This is a genomic window from Kitasatospora atroaurantiaca (assembly GCF_007828955.1).
Lineage (GTDB): Bacteria > Actinomycetota > Actinomycetes > Streptomycetales > Streptomycetaceae > Kitasatospora > Kitasatospora atroaurantiaca.
The window spans coordinates 7857452-7871666 of the sequence record NZ_VIVR01000001.1 but is presented as its reverse complement, the minus strand read 5'-3'; the positions used below and the strand labels follow the sequence as shown (position 1 = coordinate 7871666).

The window sequence follows — 14215 nt, the reverse complement described above, 5'->3', positions numbered from 1 at the left end:
GGCGTCCAGGTCAAGTCCGGCTCAGCGAGCGGGTCGAGCGACTACTTCCGGTCCCCTTGTAAGAACCCTGACGGGGTTGTGGAGGGGTGGTGGCACCGGGAGAGGGAATCGAAGCATTTCGACGCTTGGATCCGCCATGGCCTTGCCGTGATCTTGGTGCTCCATGACTTGGACACGAGCACGTCGTACTGGGCGCAGGTCACGCCCGAGGACGTCCGCAGCACCGGCAAGGGTTTCAAGATCTGCGTTCCCGCCTCCCAGGTTATCGACGAGGAGCACTTGCCCGCGCTCCTCGAGGTCGCGGCCAGCAAACGTGCCCCGGCGTCATGGGAGGGCTCGGCGTGGTTGCGCAGTGGAGCCGCCGTCAGTCCGGGCGACCGCCTGCGACACGCCCTGCTGGTTCCGCGGTTGGTCGCGGCCGCATCGCAACGTGGGCTTCGCGCATGCGATCGGCCCGGAGGAAGCGCTGGCGCTGCTGGCTCAGGTCCGGATCGCCGATCTGGACCATTTTGCCTCCAGGCACTCCAGCGTTCCCTCGCTGGAGGAGGCCGGCAGGTCAGGGAGCTGGCAGTGGCAGCTTGTCGCCGCGTACGGTGCGGTGCTCCTGGATGGCGATACAACCGCCGTGACCGGGCTCATCTCCTCCGCTCCCGGTCCGGCCGAGCGCACTGCCGCCACAGTCGTCGCGGCGTGCGCGCTGCTCGAAGACGAGAAGTACGCGCAGGCTCTCCAGTTGCTTACCGCCGAGATCGATCGCGACGAGGCCGAACCGGCGGACTTCGCCTGGCTTCTGGTCCAGCGCGCCCGCGTGCGAACGGAGTTGGCCGACGACCACGGCGCCGGGGAGGATGCCGCGCTGGCGCGCATCACCGTGCTCCTCGCCCCAAAGGACCCCACCACATCAGCCGTCGCGGCGGCAGCCGCCGAGTCGATCTTCCGAGCCGCGCCTTGGGATGAAGGTGAGCTCGAAGCGTTCATCACCGCCAGCGATACGGCCGCCTCGTGGTGGCGCACCCAGAACCTGGCCAGCGCCTACGAGCAGGCCATGGACCGAACGTTCGACCACTGGGCCCAAACCGGCAGTATCGGTCTCGGCCAAGGCAATCCTGTCTACAACGAACTCGAGGCCGCCCGGTGGACCGCCAACCTTTCTGCCCATGTTGGGGCTTGGCGGGCCTGCACCAGTCTGCTAGCCCGACAAATCCTGCTCGACGCCGAGCAGGATCAGGACGGCCAGGGAGACGAAGAGAGCGGTAACGCCCTGGGCCTGTTGCGGATCAGCGGCGACGTCTCGGCGCTGACCAAGGCGGTGCAGCAACTGCGGCGGCTGGGGCCGGTCGCCCCGGTGGTGCGCACGGTCCGGTCGGTGGTGGCGCAATCATGGTCGGTGCGGGCATTCCGCGCTCATCTTGAACTGTGGGAGCACGCAGGCGACCTTCTTGAGGCTCCGGCTGCCGACGCCGCAGCGGCCCACTGCACGGCCCTGTTCAACGGGGGCGTGCAGATCCCGCCGAGCGTGTCGGCAAACACGGACGTCGCGCACCATGCCCTGCTCGCCCTCGGCGGCGTCCTTGAAGCGGCGACCACCACCGTCCACGAGCAGGTGCGCGACCTGCTCGTAGCACGGGCTCCGTGGGCCCGGCCCGCCTTGGCCCAGCCTGTGGTCCAGCTGATCTTCCGCCTTGCCGACGACGTCTTCCACGCGCCCTCCGCCCGGGACGAGTGGCGCAAGGCCGCCCTACGGCACACCGGCGAGCTGAACGGGATCTGCGTCGCGATGCTCGGCCGGATCGCCCACACGGACTCCGAGGCGCGAACAGCGCTGATTGAGCAGATCAAGGCGGGCGACTTCGCCGCGCTGGCCGCCGTGGGAGAGGTCACCACCCTTGGCGCAGATGTCGGCCAGCATGCAATCTCGCGCCTGACGCAGGAGATCCGCGCACTGCTGACCGGTCTCGACCAGGGCCAGTGGCGGATGCGCACGATCGACGACGCGCGCGCCCTGGCCGTCCTCAACATCGCGTACCCGCAGCACGCCCGCTGGGATGAGATCGTCGAGCTGGTGGGCCATCCCGAGGCACCTGGCGACTACAAACGAGGGGTCTGCCTTCTCCTCTCCCGGAACACCGAACAGATCCCGGATCAGGTACGCGAAGACCTCGCCACCGCACTGCGACGCGCGGTCGACAGCGCTACCCCGCCTGCTGGGCCGCCATCCGGATTCACCGAAGTCGGCGGCGCCGAATCGTGGCTGGCCACCGCACTTGGCCTGCTGACCCCCGAACAGCAAGCGGCCTGGCGCGCCCGGCTGCTAACCGGAAACTGGCAACAACGGGCCGACGCAGTCTTCTTGATTCACCTTTTGCACCGGCCCGAGGACACCCCGCTCCTTCTCGCCCTGCTGTCCGATCCGCACCACAGGGTGCGGATCGAAGCCGCCTACGAGATCGCATCCCGCGCCAAACAAGAGACACCCGATCTGGACGCCCGTGCCGGACTGCGCCGCGCGGCCAGCGACACGTCCGTCGTGATCCCCCAGGCGGTCGCTCAGGCCCTCGCCGACACCACGATCCTCAACGAGGACGTCCAGGACGCCATCGCCACCGTCAAGAATCACCCTTCCGCGACAGTCCGTCGGCTCGCCTGTCGACGGACCAGGTCATCGGCCACCAGCCCGTGAGCGACTGCGGGGAGCGGGCGATGCAGCTGCTGCGCGAACATGCCCTGGCGGCCCGGGTCCCGACCAACGTCGGGACCCGGGCCAGAAAGGCCGGGGACCGCGGGCTCGCCCTACAGGCCCGCGCCCTGCGCAAACCGCCCACGGCCGCCTGGATGGCCAACCAGCTCACCCGCCGGCACCCCGAGCAGATGTCCGCGTTCACCAACCTCGGCCGCTCCCTGCGCCAGGCCCAGGAGCAGCTCTCCGGTGACCAGCTCCGCGAGCTTCTCGCCCAGCGCCGCCAGCTCGTCGCGGCGCTGGTGGCCCAGGCCCGTGAGGACACCCGGGCGGCCGGGCACCAGATCGGCGACGGCCCCGACCAGGAGCTCGCCGAGACGCTCCAGGCCGCCCTCGCCGACGACCAGGCCGCCCGCGACCTCACCGCGGGCGGCTGACCACTACGCTTCACCCCGTCTCCTCCCCCATCTTCCCGGCCGCCCCCGTCGGCCGAACTAGCACGGCGGCCGTGGCCGCCGCCCCGGAGCGGCCCCACCCCCCAGAAGAAGCCGCCCCGGGCGGCCCCAAGGCAGTCCGAGCTACTGGAGCAGCTTCGTCTCGACGCCGACCGGCTGCGGAACGAGACGGCCGACGCCGAGGAAGACGCCTGGACCACCGAAGACCAGGCCTAGGAGCTCGACCGTCATGCCGAGGTCGCCGAACATGACGCGGGCGTTATCTGGGGTTGCCCAGAGGGTTCAGACATGTGAGGGACAAGGCCAGTTTGCCCGCGTGCCTTACGGATATCTGAGGGTTCGTGAGGCAAGTACGGCACGGTGGCCTGCAAACGTTTCGGTCGAAACTCTTGCCCGCTCGCATGGCGTGGACGGCGCTGTCGTAGCGGGCGGCGCCGTCGCCGGGGGGATGCCGGTGGTGGCGAGCGCATTCTTCACGCCCTAGGAGCGTGGGTCAGTAAATGTGTTGACGGGGACGGGCGGCTACCAGCCAAGATCGTTTTCATGCATCCCGAGATTTCCTTCGTTGAGAAGCCGACACTCACCGGCGAGCGCGTGGTTCTGCGTCCGGTCTGCATGGCCGACGCGCTGGCCGCAGTGGCGGCCGATCCTGAAGCGGATCGGCTGACCGGTACCCACGAAACGTTCAGCCTCGAAACGCTGGAACGCTGGTACGGCTCCCGCGCCGAGCATCCCGATCGGCTGGACCTGGCGATGGTTGAGCGAACCACTGGCGTGTGCGTCGGTGAGGTCGTCCTGTCGGACCTTGATGTCCACAACCGTTCCTGTTCATTCCGCATCAGCCTGTTCGACCGCCGGTCCTTCGGCCAGGGACTGGGTACCGAGGCGAGCCGGCTGATCCTCGGCCACGCCTTCGAAAGCGTTGGCCTGCACCGGATCGAGTTGCTGGTCTTCGCCTTCAACCCGCGCGCCCGCCACGTCTACGAGAAGATCGGGTTCATCCACGAGGGAACCCGACGTGACGCACTGTGCTGGAACGGCGAATGGATCGACGGGCATACGATGGCCATCCTCGCCGATGAATGGGTCGCGCATCGCGGCCACCCGCACCCGGCGCGGTGACTCCCAGGCACGCGAAGATGAGCTGTGTCTGTTGGTGAAGATGGTCTGTTCAAGCTGACTCCGGTAGCGCCTCGGCCGAAGCCCCGTCCGGCGGCGGTGGACAAGCGGTTTCGGACGTTCGACCCGCACCAGGTGTTGCTGCTGCCGCCGTCGCTGGACGACTGGCTGCCCGAGGACCACCTGGCCCGGTTCGTCGCCGACCTGGTCGACCAGGCGCTCGACCTCTCGCCGATCCTGGCCGACTACACCGAAAAGCGCGGCTACCCGCCCTACGACCCGCGCCTGATGGTGCGCCTGCTGATCTACGGCTACACCACCGGCGTCCGCTCCTCCCGGGCGATCGAGCGCCGTTGCGTGGACGACGTTGCGTTTCGGTTCCTGGCCGCCGACCAGGCCCCCGACTTCCGCTCGATCGCCCGGTTCCGCCGCCGCCACCTCGATGCGCTCGCCGACCTGTTCCTCCAGTCTCTGCATCTGGCGCAGAGGCCCGGCATGGTCAAGATGGGCCGCGTCGCCCTGGACGGCACGAAACTGGAGGCCAACGCCTCCAAGCACAAGGCCATGAGCTACGGGCGCCTCGTCGACAAAGAGGAGCGTATCGAGGCCGAGATCGCCCACCTGGAGGCCAAGGCCGCCGCGCTGCTGGCCGACGCCGAGGCCACCGACACCGCGGAGGACGAGCGGTTCGGCCCCGACGGCAAGGAGGTCGACCTGCCCGCCGAGCTGGACCGGCGCGAGAAGCGCCTCGCACGGCTGCAGGCCGCCCGCGCGCAGATCGAGGCCGAGGCCGCCGACAAGGCTCGCAAGCACGCCGAGGCCAAGGAACGCCGCCGCCAGGCACGTGCCGGCACCAGCGACGAGCAGGCCGCCGCCGACGCCGGCGAGAAGGCCGCCAAGGCGGCCCGCCCGAAGCCGAAGGCCCAGGCCAACTTCACCGACCCCGACTCGCGGATCATGAAGAACAGCGACGGTGCCTACATCCAGGCCTACAACGCCCAGGCCGTCGTGGACGAGGCGCATCAGGTGGTCACCGCCGCCGACGTGACGACCAACGCCTCGGACGCGCTGAACTACACTGCCATGCTCGACCAGTCCGCCACCAACACCGGCCTCCACCCCAAAGCAGGCCCTCGTCGACGCCGGATACTGCTCCGAGACCAACCTCGAAGCCGCGAAAGACCGCCAACTTGCCTGCGGCACCGAAACGTTCATGGCCACCGGCCGGCTCGGCCGCGACGAGCAGGTCCCACCCGCGCCCCGCGGACGCATCCCCAAGAACGCCACGCCCGAGGAGCGCATGGCCCGCAAGCTGCGGACCAAGCCCGGACGGAAGGCCTACAGCCGCCGCAAGGCCATCGTCGAACCCGTCTTCGGGCAGATCATGACCTGCCAGAACGGCCGCCAGCTCCTCCTACGCGGCGAGGACGGCGCCCGAGGAGAGTGGCGTTTGCTCGCCGCCTGCCACAACTTCCGCAAGGCCTTCCGACACGTCGGCACCGCCGGACTCGCCGCGGCGACCGCCTGACCGGCCCGGGCCACCGACCCCCTCGGGCCACTTCCCCGGCAGACAGGACCGGCCACCCGCGCGGCAGGCACAGGCCGGGCGACCACAACCGACCTCGGCGACCACGATCACCCGGTCAGTTTCCGGTTACTGGGACACGCTCCTAGGCGAGCGTGGCCGGTGGATGTGTGTGGGTCCACCAGATCGCCAGGCTCTGCTGGAGCAGGTGCTTGTGGATCGCGCTCTGCTCCAGGCCGGCAGCCTGCAGCGCGTTTGTGACCTCGGGCAGCTCGTCCTCGGTCACCACGAGGTCACCCATGACAGGCCGATGGGCAGCATGTAGATCGGGCGGGGCAGGATGGTGTGGTCGCTGTGGGTGATCAGCTCCTTCATCTGCGGTCCCACCCGGCGAGCTGGCCCGGGTCTCCGTGTTCGCGCGGGTGCGCATCAGGGGCCGAGTGATGTTGGCGAGGCGCGCGAGTGGAGAGGCTGTAACTGCCCCAAGAAGGAGCGGGAGCTAAGGTTGGCGCGTGAATGCATACGTACCGTTGATGCAGACTCTCGCGTGGGTGCTGCTCATCGTCGGTGTCATGGTCGCGTTCCGTAAGCAGCTCACGGTCGTCGCTCACGAGATTGCGCGGCGTCTGCAAAAGGGCGGCGGCTTCGAGTTCGGAGTCGGTGTGTTGTCGGTCAAGCTGGCCGAGCTGCGCGATGAACTTCCTCACTACCAGTCAGAAATGGCCCGTGAGGCGGCACCCGTTCCTGTACCCGAGGTCAACCATAATATCGAGGGCCTTCCTGATCCCGAATCCCCTGGGGCTTCGGCTGTGTGGGAGCAGTACCGCCTCCAGTTGAATGAGAAATCGCGCGGGATCCAGCTCGCTCACGTCATCAGTCCGTCAAAGGTGCCGAGGCAGCGCTTCGACGTGTTCGTCTATCTCGTTACATCCCGGACTGGCAGCCTTGACGAGGTGGAACGAGCGCAGTTCTTCCTTGGGAGGCGCTGGGGGAACCGTGTCTTCGATGTGCTGAACGAGGGCGGGCGGATCGGCTTCTCCACAGCCGCGTACGGATCCCCGCTGTGCGCCTGCCGGGTCGTGTTCAAAGACGGGAGCGACGTGGTCCTGAGCAGATTCCTCGACTTCGAGATGGCGTCCGTGTTTGAGACGAACGATCAGATCGCACCTGGAGAACGTCCTCGATCGTGATGAGTCGGGCATTAGCGTCTGCTCTCTCACAGCCAGAGGCCGAGATCTGGGCGAACGGGAGAGCTGATCGCGTGGCTGAGTTCTGGGTTGGGGAGCGCCGGTACCCGTCGCATGACGACATACCGCAACACGGAGGCGTAGCCGGTAGTCGCAGGAGATTTCGCGGGCCGGCGGGGACTTCTGGACCCGCAGGTCCTCCAGCACCATCCCGCCTCCCGCAAACCATCCAACGTACTTGCCAGATGATCCCGGGCAGTCGGCCAAAGCTGCCGGGAGGAGCCTTACATTCGCCCTGATGAACCATCAGGTTGCGTCATTGGTGGTCAGTAAACTGAAGCTTCAACAGGTGGTGCTCCATGCTCTCCGCGGGCGCGCACGGTGAACCGCCGACCAGGCCCAGCCGCACCCGAGGTCGTCCAGCCGTCCACGTCCGGCGTACAACGCGGTGAACGCCCACCCTCCCCCTCTCCCCGGACCGGCCCAGCAGGGTCGGTCAGCTGCCGCCGATGCCGTCCAGCCGCCCCGTGTACGCCACCGCCGCGGGCTTCTTCGCCCCGGCCACCGGGCCCGCCGCCTTGGCCGGGCGGCCCAGGGCGAAAGCGGCGTACCCGCCCACGGACAGGCCGGGCTTGATCGTGACGCCCTGCGATACGACGGTCAGGTCCTTTCTGGGTAGCGGTACCCGGGAGATGACACCACCCTGAAGGACGTCGGTAAGCGAGACCTGAACGTGCCTCATGTGACAGAACGTCTGATTCTGCGCTGACCTGCGAGATCAGGTTGACAACCCCAGATAACAGTGGAGGCCAAGGCCGTCGTCAAACGCGCCCGCGCGGCCCTCGAGACGGCCGAAGCCGACTTCGAAGCCGCTGCGGCCACCGCCCGGACGGCACGCGAGCAGGCGAAAGCCGCAGCGCGGTAAGGCCCAGCCCGGCGCAAGCTGGCACAGTTGGACGCCCGGGCCGCGAAGAGTCTCGAGTAGCAGCGTTCGCGCACCCTCAAGGCCAGGCCGGCCGTACGCGAGCTGCAGGCCGCCGCGTGGGCGAGGGCGTACGGCACCAGGTGCTGCTCGGCGCGCTCGCCAAAGGCGGATTGGAGGTGCGGCACCTGCCAGCCGCCGGGTGGGAGCCGGCGCTGCTGGAGGCACTCGACCTGGCGGCCCGGTACGGGCGCGGCGCATACGTCGACGAGGGCCAGGCGCCCGACGGGGAGCCGCCCGTCCGAACGGCACCGGGGTGAGGTTCGGGCCATCGTCGGCCAGCAAGAGCCCCCGCTGCTACGGTTGAACCGTCAGCGGCACCCAGCCTAGCCGGGTCGACGGGCGGTGCTCACCAACGGTGAGACCGCGGAGGCCGCCAAAAGACGAAGTGCCCCGACCAATTGGGAGTTGGTCGGGGCCTTCTTCGTGTCGGGATCTCTGCTCAGCGGTCTCCCGCCCTGTCCCTCTCGGGGCCGCCCGACGCCGGTGGCACCGTCAGCGGACGATCCCGATGATCACCCCCACCACCGTCGCCACGCCGCTGATGACCCCCATATTGCGGCGGAGCCACCGGCCTAGCATCTGGTACCAGTTCGGATTGTTGCGCCCCATAAAGCGGGCCCCTCCCCACTCGGTTCGGCCGGACCTTCCGGCCTGGTGTGGAAGTGGTGGAGCCTGCCGCAGGAGCGACGAGAAGAACGTTAGGCCATCCGAGCGGAAGAAGCCCGACTCCGGCCAAAGTGGTCCCCCGATGGGTGCATACCGGCCGCAAAGGTGGGTATGACGCACGACATTTTCGCCTTGGGTTGGGTGACCATCCCGCCCGCTGATCTCCGTCGGACCGGTACCGCGCCGGGCGGAGCCGACACCGGCGGAGGCGCCCGATCGATCGTGCCGTTTCGGCGCCATGACGGCGGGTCATGCGGTCACGGTGGCAACCAGCTCGGCCGTGCGGCGGAGATCTCCTGGTCGACGTACCGGCTCCGCCGCGTCATCTCGCTGTCGCTCATGCCATTCCAACTGGTGGACAGCGGTGCAGGTCAGGCGGTGTCGGCGATCCGCTGGACCTGGAGGTCGCGCACTCCGCACTCGGGGCCGCAGTCGAACGCGACGACGTACGGGCACGGGGTCGGGCAGCGGCGCACCAGCGTGACGACGCCCTTGGTGCCGGCCGGAAGGTTGGCCCAGGCGCGGGCGTCCTTCGTAGTACTCCTCGTCGGCCAGGTCCTCGCGGGTCCAGGACGCGCGGTGGCCCGGACCCGGTGGTGGTCCGTTGCTGGTCAGCTGCCGGTGGCGTCGGTGGTGATGGTCTGCAGGGTGTCCAGGAGGGCGGTCTGCTGGACTGTCAGCTTGCCGTCGGTGCGCGCCTTATCCTGCTTGCGCAGCCACGCACCGGGCCTGAACGCCGGGTCCGCCTCGCCGCCGGTGGGTCGTGTCCCGCTTGGTGGTGTAGCCGATCATTCGGTGGGCGTGTTGGTGGTGTTGGGTAGTGCGGGGGCGCTTTCGGGGAGCTTGGCTGGGTAGAGCGGCCTGACTCCCGGCCCGCCCTTCCCCGGCAGCGCCATGCTTCAGCCGCACCCACCCGTACCGGTACGCCGGTCCGGGGTGCATGCTCGGCATCGGCCCGGGCGTGCCCGGCGGGAGAACGGGGCGGCAGCAGCCGGGGAACTGATCAACCACCAGCCGAATGGGCCCGGAGGACGAGCGGGACGTGGCCTCCAAAGATGCTGACGGTTACCGGCAGCGAGGCCCACCACGAATCTGACATGCGGGCCGGGGTCAAGGCGCACGGCGTACCTGCCGAGCCCTACTGCAAGGAGTCGGAAGGACCTTGACCGCGGGACGGGATCGCCGCCGGTGCACCGGGCGAAACCCGGTGGCGTCGCAGCGATGAGTTTGCGGGTTCCCGCACGTCCAACCCTCCGACCGAGCCAACCAATCATCGGGAGCAAGGCATGGGCCTCATCCACATCGAGCTGTTCGCAACCCTCGACCTCGTCGGGCAGGCGCCCGGCGGCCCCGACGAGGACCCGGTGGGGTTCCCGTTCGGCGGCTGGCAGGCACCCCTGCTGGACGATGTCGCCGGGGCGCAGATCGGCGCCGCGTACGAGGGCACCGACGCCCTCCTGCTCGGCCGGCGCACATATGACATCTTCGCCGCCTACTGGCCGCACCAGGAGGGCGGCCAGGACAACCGGATCGCCACGCTCTTCAACAGCGTCCCGAAGTACGTGGCCTCCCGCGGCAGGCCCGACCTCTCCTGGGCCCCATCCGTGCAGCTCGGCCCGGATCTGGCCGGCGCGGTGCGCGAGATCCGTGACCGGCACGAGCACGTGAAGGTCGTCGGGAGCCTGAACCTGGTGCAGACCCTCCTGCGCGAGAAGCTCTTCGACCGTCTCGACCTCTGGGTGCACCCGATCGTGCTCGGCGTCGGAAAGAAGGTGTTCGACACTGGCGCGGTACCCACGAACGTCACACTCCTCGAACCGCCGGCAGCCAGCCCCAAGGGCACCGTGTACCTGCGCTACGGGCTCGCCGACGGCACACCCCGGACCGGCGACATGAGCGCACCCGATCGCGGTACCGGGCGCAACGACTGAACCCGCCCCCACGCCAGACGGATCCGTATCGCCGCCAGCGCATCCGCCAGGCCGGTATTCCCGTCGCGGCGTCGGCAGTTCGAGGAGCCAACGCCGCGACGCCAGAGAGGTCACCGCCGTCATGCAATGGTCCGCGAGATCCCGCCGGCATGTCGCAGGCGGCCGAGCGGATCCGTATCCCCGTCCTGGAGGCCGACGCCCCACGCAACCCGGAGGGTGCCCGGCGGCGCGTCATCGGCAGCCTCGCTCCACAGGTTGAAGGCAGCCACGACGGGTGAGCGGTCGCAGGGCCGGTCCTGCGGGGCGGCCGGGCGGGCGCCGGCCACGGACCGCGCCGGGAGGCGGGAACACGGACGTCGGCCGCCCTCTGCGGTACGGCCTCACTCGCGACCCCGCCGCGCAGCCCCCCGCCCGCGCGCGAGCCACTCATCGGCCTCCTCGCGCTGCGCCGGGGTCACCCGCTGGCCTGCGGACTTCACCGTCATGGACAGCGATTCCACCAGGCCCCGCACGCCGCGGGTCGGCAGCTCGTTCCCCAGCCGCCGCAGAGCACCGATGATGTCCCGCATCCGCCGATGCGCGACCCCCGGCGGATCGGAGACCTTCGGTGCGCGGGTCGTGGCGCAGTTGACGCGCTTTCCTCGCGTCGGCCTCATAAGCCCTCTCGGCCTCGCGGTCCCATGAAGCCCTGAGCCGCTGGTGCTCGAGGAACTCCTCCGCGCACGTGGCGATGACGTGCTCCGCCCGGTCCCGCTCCCGGGTGGCCTGCGTGTCGGCGCGTGCCGGCCAGGTGCGCACCGCCCCGACCTCACGGTCCCGCACAGCCTCCCACAGCTGCCCGAACACCCCGTCGCGGACATCCGGCGGGCGCGCCAGCCGGGCCGCAGCCCGGCCAACAGCACAGCTCGCCCGCCAAGACGCGAGCGGATCGCCGGCGCCAACCCCGCACAACGCATGACACACCTCTTGGACCAACTTCCCTCCTCCAGGACTGCACCGGGAGCGGGACGCCGCCGCCGCGCCCATCGTCGCGCGAATCCCGTAGGGTCGGCCAATGGCGAAGTACTTCGACGTGCACCCGCAGACCCCCCAGCCGCGCACCATCAGCACCGTGGCCGACAGCCTCCGCTCCGGGGCCCTCATCGCGTACCCGACCGACTCCTGTTTCGCCCTGGGCTGCCGCATGGGCAACCACGACGGCCTCGAACGGATCCGGTCGATCCGGCGTCTCGACGACCGCCACCACTTCACCCTGATGTGCGAGAACTTCGCCCAGCTGGGGCAGTTCGTCCACATCGACAACAACGTCTTCCGCGCCATCAAGGCCGCGACGCCGGGCAGCTACACCTTCATCCTCCCCGCCACCAAAGAGGTCCCACGCCGCCTGATGCACCCCAAGAAGAAGACAGTAGGAGTCAGGATCCCCGACCACACCGTCACCAAGGCCCTGCTCGCCGAACTCGGCGAGCCCCTCGTCTCCAGCACCCTGCTCCTCCCCGGCGAGGACGAACCGATGACCCAGGGGTGGGAGATCAAGGAGCGACTCGACCACGTACTGGACGCCGTCGTGGATTCCGGCGACTGCGGCACGGAACCGACAACGGTCGTCGACTTCTCCAGCGGCAGAGCGGACATCATCCGCCACGGGGCCGGCAACCCCACGCGCTTCGAGTGACGGGCCGGGCCGGCTGAGAAAGCTGTCAGGGTCAGGGTGCCGCCGAGGCCGGAGTCTGCGGCGGCGACCTTGAGGACGCCGAGCGCGCCGAGGACATCGGCGCGCAGCGCAGTCGTGAACCGTTCGGATAGTTGACCCCATGCCGGAACACGACCCGATGGTGGTGTCCGGTGTGGCTCATCGTTTGGCAGCGGCACTACGCCCCGCCGGCCCCGTCCGGCCTCGTAGGTGCTCGGTCAGAGACCGGATCAGTGCGGCGGCGAAGCCGACAGACATGGAATCCCGGGCTGACGCGCAAATTGATGAAATTGGGGACCTCGGGGCCGTCAAAAACGGTGTCGTACGCGGCTTCGCCGGGCCCGTGGCAGCGATCCGGCGCCAGTTTGCGACCTCGGGATCGACCGTCTCCAGGCAGGCTCTCACCCGCCCGTCTACGCACTCGGCAAACATGGTCTGACCTGGTGTTTTCCAGAGATTCGCCTAGGCTGAGGAGTTCTGCTGGACAGCATCGGAGGGGACATCATGAGCGAGGAAGCCAGCAAGTACGACGCCAGCCAGATCCAGGTGCTGGAGGGGTGGGAAGCCATCCGGAAGCGGCCTGGGATGTACATCGGCTCGACCGGTGAACGCGGCCTGCGCCACCTGGTGTTCGAGGTCGCCAACCGGGCTGTGAACGAGGTCCTCGCCGGCCACGCCAGCTGCGTCGCCGTCACTCTCACATCCGACAGCGGCGTGTGTGTCGCCAACGATGGGCGGGGCGTCCGCATCGGCGAAGCGGGGGACACGGGCATCTCCAGCCTCGAAGCCCTGCTGACCCGCATGCAGACCGGGGCGGGGCCCTGCGGCCGCCACGACGTGACGCTCGGCTTCTGCGGGGTGGGACCCTTCGTCGTAAATGCCCTGTCGAGCCGGATGACGGCCGAAGTACGGCGTGGGGGAGCCCGCTGGGTTCAGGAGTACGCGCGTGGGGTGGCCGTCACCCCGCTCACCGAGGCGGGCACGTCGACCGGTAGCGGGACCACCATCACCTTCTGGCCCGACGCTGACATCTTCGGAACCGCGGAGTACTCGTTCGACGGACTGGCCGAGCGTTTCCGGGAACTGGCTTTGCTGAACCGGGGCTTGGAGATCTCTCTGACCGATCAGCGCCGACCGGGCGAGGCCCGGTCGGCGCGGTTCCGGTACCCCGACGGCGCGCGGGACTTCGTGGCCATCCTTGACGAGCAGAAGGAGGAACCCGTTCATCCGCACATCATCGGCTTCGAGCGGGAGGAACCGCGGATGGCGGGGACGGTGGAGGTGGCCCTGCGTTGGCGTGCCTCCCACGACGAGCGGGTCCGGAGCTTCGCCAACAGCCGGCCCACTGAGGGCGGCACACACGAGCGCGGCTTCCGCGACGGGGTAGCGGCCGCAGTCACCGCATACGCACGGGAGCGGCGGCTGCTGACTGCGACGGATCCCGACCTTGACGCCGATCGGATCGGCGAAGGTCTGACAGCAGTCGTGTCGGTGAAGCTGGACCATCCCGAGTTCGAGGGCTCCACGCGCGGCTGGCTGGGTAACGCCGCAGTGGGCGCCTGCGTCGAAGAGGCCGTCCAGGAACACCTCGGCAAGTGGCTGGGAGGTCACTCGGAACAGGCCGCAGCCGTCATCGACCGGATCATCCAGGGCGCCCGGCGGGACTGACCAGGAACAGGCCGCCCTGCCGGTCCCCTGGAATCGGGGCCGGCAGGGCGGCCTGCAGCACACGGCGGTCGACCCTGGGCTCGAAACCGTCCAGCGGGTCCTATCCATCGACATGTCACACCTGGTGTGCCGCTGATAGCTCAGAAGCCGTTGTCGTACCGATCAAGGAACTTGTCGATCGAACGGAAGTCCCGATTGGGTGATCGTCGAGCGGTTGGCGCATGAAGGTAGGGCCTCCTGCACAGCTCAAGGGTGTCGAGTCCGTGAGCAAAAAGCAGGAGGCCCTGGTGTTGCAGTCTGTCGTGCGCG

General features: G+C 68.9%; 12 protein-coding genes and 2 pseudogenes. 10 read left to right on the top strand and 4 right to left on the bottom strand.

Annotated elements, in window-relative coordinates; translation table 11 throughout:
* The 3 genes and pseudogenes from FB465_RS38070 to FB465_RS35430 all read left to right on the top strand — a co-directional run.
* Positions 1-288: pseudogene (locus FB465_RS38070) on the top strand (DUF4365 domain-containing protein); the annotation flags it as partial.
* 142 nt (positions 289-430) lie between these two features.
* Positions 431-2680 carry a hypothetical protein gene (locus FB465_RS37355; protein ID WP_170290777.1) on the top strand — a complete coding sequence of 750 codons (2250 nt, stop codon included), beginning with the start codon at positions 431-433 and terminating at the stop codon, positions 2678-2680.
* A 20-nt stretch (positions 2681-2700) separates the two neighbouring features.
* Positions 2701-3114, top strand: coding sequence for a hypothetical protein (locus FB465_RS35430; RefSeq protein WP_145786521.1), 414 nt, complete (start codon positions 2701-2703; stop codon positions 3112-3114).
* A 141-nt stretch (positions 3115-3255) separates the two neighbouring features.
* Here the strand turns inward: FB465_RS35430 and FB465_RS37640 are convergent, their stop codons facing one another.
* On the bottom strand, positions 3256-3381 hold the full coding sequence (locus tag FB465_RS37640; protein ID WP_281292310.1) for a hypothetical protein: 126 nt from the start codon (positions 3379-3381) through the stop codon (positions 3256-3258).
* 294 nt (positions 3382-3675) lie between these two features.
* Here FB465_RS37640 and FB465_RS35425 point away from each other — a divergent pair, with 294 nt between their 5' ends.
* Positions 3676-4254, top strand: coding sequence for a GNAT family N-acetyltransferase (locus tag FB465_RS35425; RefSeq protein ID WP_145786522.1), 579 nt, complete (start codon positions 3676-3678; stop codon positions 4252-4254).
* A gap of 96 nt (positions 4255-4350) precedes the next feature.
* A pseudogene (locus FB465_RS35420) lies at positions 4351-5779 on the top strand (IS1182 family transposase).
* 142 nt (positions 5780-5921) lie between these two features.
* Here FB465_RS35420 and FB465_RS37350 read toward each other — a convergent pair.
* Positions 5922-6077, bottom strand: a complete 156-nt coding sequence (locus tag FB465_RS37350) for a DUF1259 domain-containing protein (protein WP_246192418.1) — start codon at positions 6075-6077, stop codon at positions 5922-5924.
* A gap of 250 nt (positions 6078-6327) precedes the next feature.
* On the opposite strand from FB465_RS37350, the gene FB465_RS35410 reads away from it, so the two are divergent.
* Positions 6328-6966 (top strand): pYEATS domain-containing protein, encoded by a 639-nt coding sequence (locus tag FB465_RS35410; RefSeq protein ID WP_145786524.1) that lies wholly within the window; start codon positions 6328-6330, stop codon positions 6964-6966.
* Between the two features lie 493 nt (positions 6967-7459).
* Here the strand turns inward: FB465_RS35410 and FB465_RS35405 are convergent, their stop codons facing one another.
* Positions 7460-7705 carry a hypothetical protein gene (locus FB465_RS35405; protein WP_145786525.1) on the bottom strand — a complete coding sequence of 82 codons (246 nt, stop codon included), beginning with the start codon at positions 7703-7705 and terminating at the stop codon, positions 7460-7462.
* Positions 7706-8004: 299 nt separating this feature from the next.
* On the opposite strand from FB465_RS35405, the gene FB465_RS35400 reads away from it, so the two are divergent.
* Both FB465_RS35400 and FB465_RS35395 read left to right on the top strand, forming a co-directional pair.
* Positions 8005-8205 carry a hypothetical protein gene (locus FB465_RS35400; RefSeq protein WP_145786526.1) on the top strand — a complete coding sequence of 67 codons (201 nt, stop codon included), beginning with the start codon at positions 8005-8007 and terminating at the stop codon, positions 8203-8205.
* Between the two features lie 1695 nt (positions 8206-9900).
* Positions 9901-10545: a dihydrofolate reductase family protein gene (locus FB465_RS35395; protein WP_145786527.1), complete on the top strand. Its 645-nt coding sequence runs from the start codon at positions 9901-9903 to the stop codon at positions 10543-10545.
* Positions 10546-10925: 380 nt separating this feature from the next.
* On the opposite strand, the gene FB465_RS35390 is transcribed toward FB465_RS35395, so the two are convergent.
* The gene (locus FB465_RS35390; protein WP_145786528.1) at positions 10926-11114 is read right to left on the bottom strand and encodes a hypothetical protein; all 189 of its coding nucleotides are present in this window, start codon (positions 11112-11114) and stop codon (positions 10926-10928) included.
* Between the two features lie 485 nt (positions 11115-11599).
* Here FB465_RS35390 and FB465_RS35385 point away from each other — a divergent pair, with 485 nt between their 5' ends.
* The gene (locus FB465_RS35385; protein ID WP_145786529.1) at positions 11600-12220 is read left to right on the top strand and encodes an L-threonylcarbamoyladenylate synthase; all 621 of its coding nucleotides are present in this window, start codon (positions 11600-11602) and stop codon (positions 12218-12220) included.
* A 522-nt stretch (positions 12221-12742) separates the two neighbouring features.
* Positions 12743-13906 carry a DNA topoisomerase subunit B gene (locus FB465_RS35380; protein ID WP_145797034.1) on the top strand — a complete coding sequence of 388 codons (1164 nt, stop codon included), beginning with the start codon at positions 12743-12745 and terminating at the stop codon, positions 13904-13906.
* Positions 13907-14215: the final 309 nt, after the last annotated feature.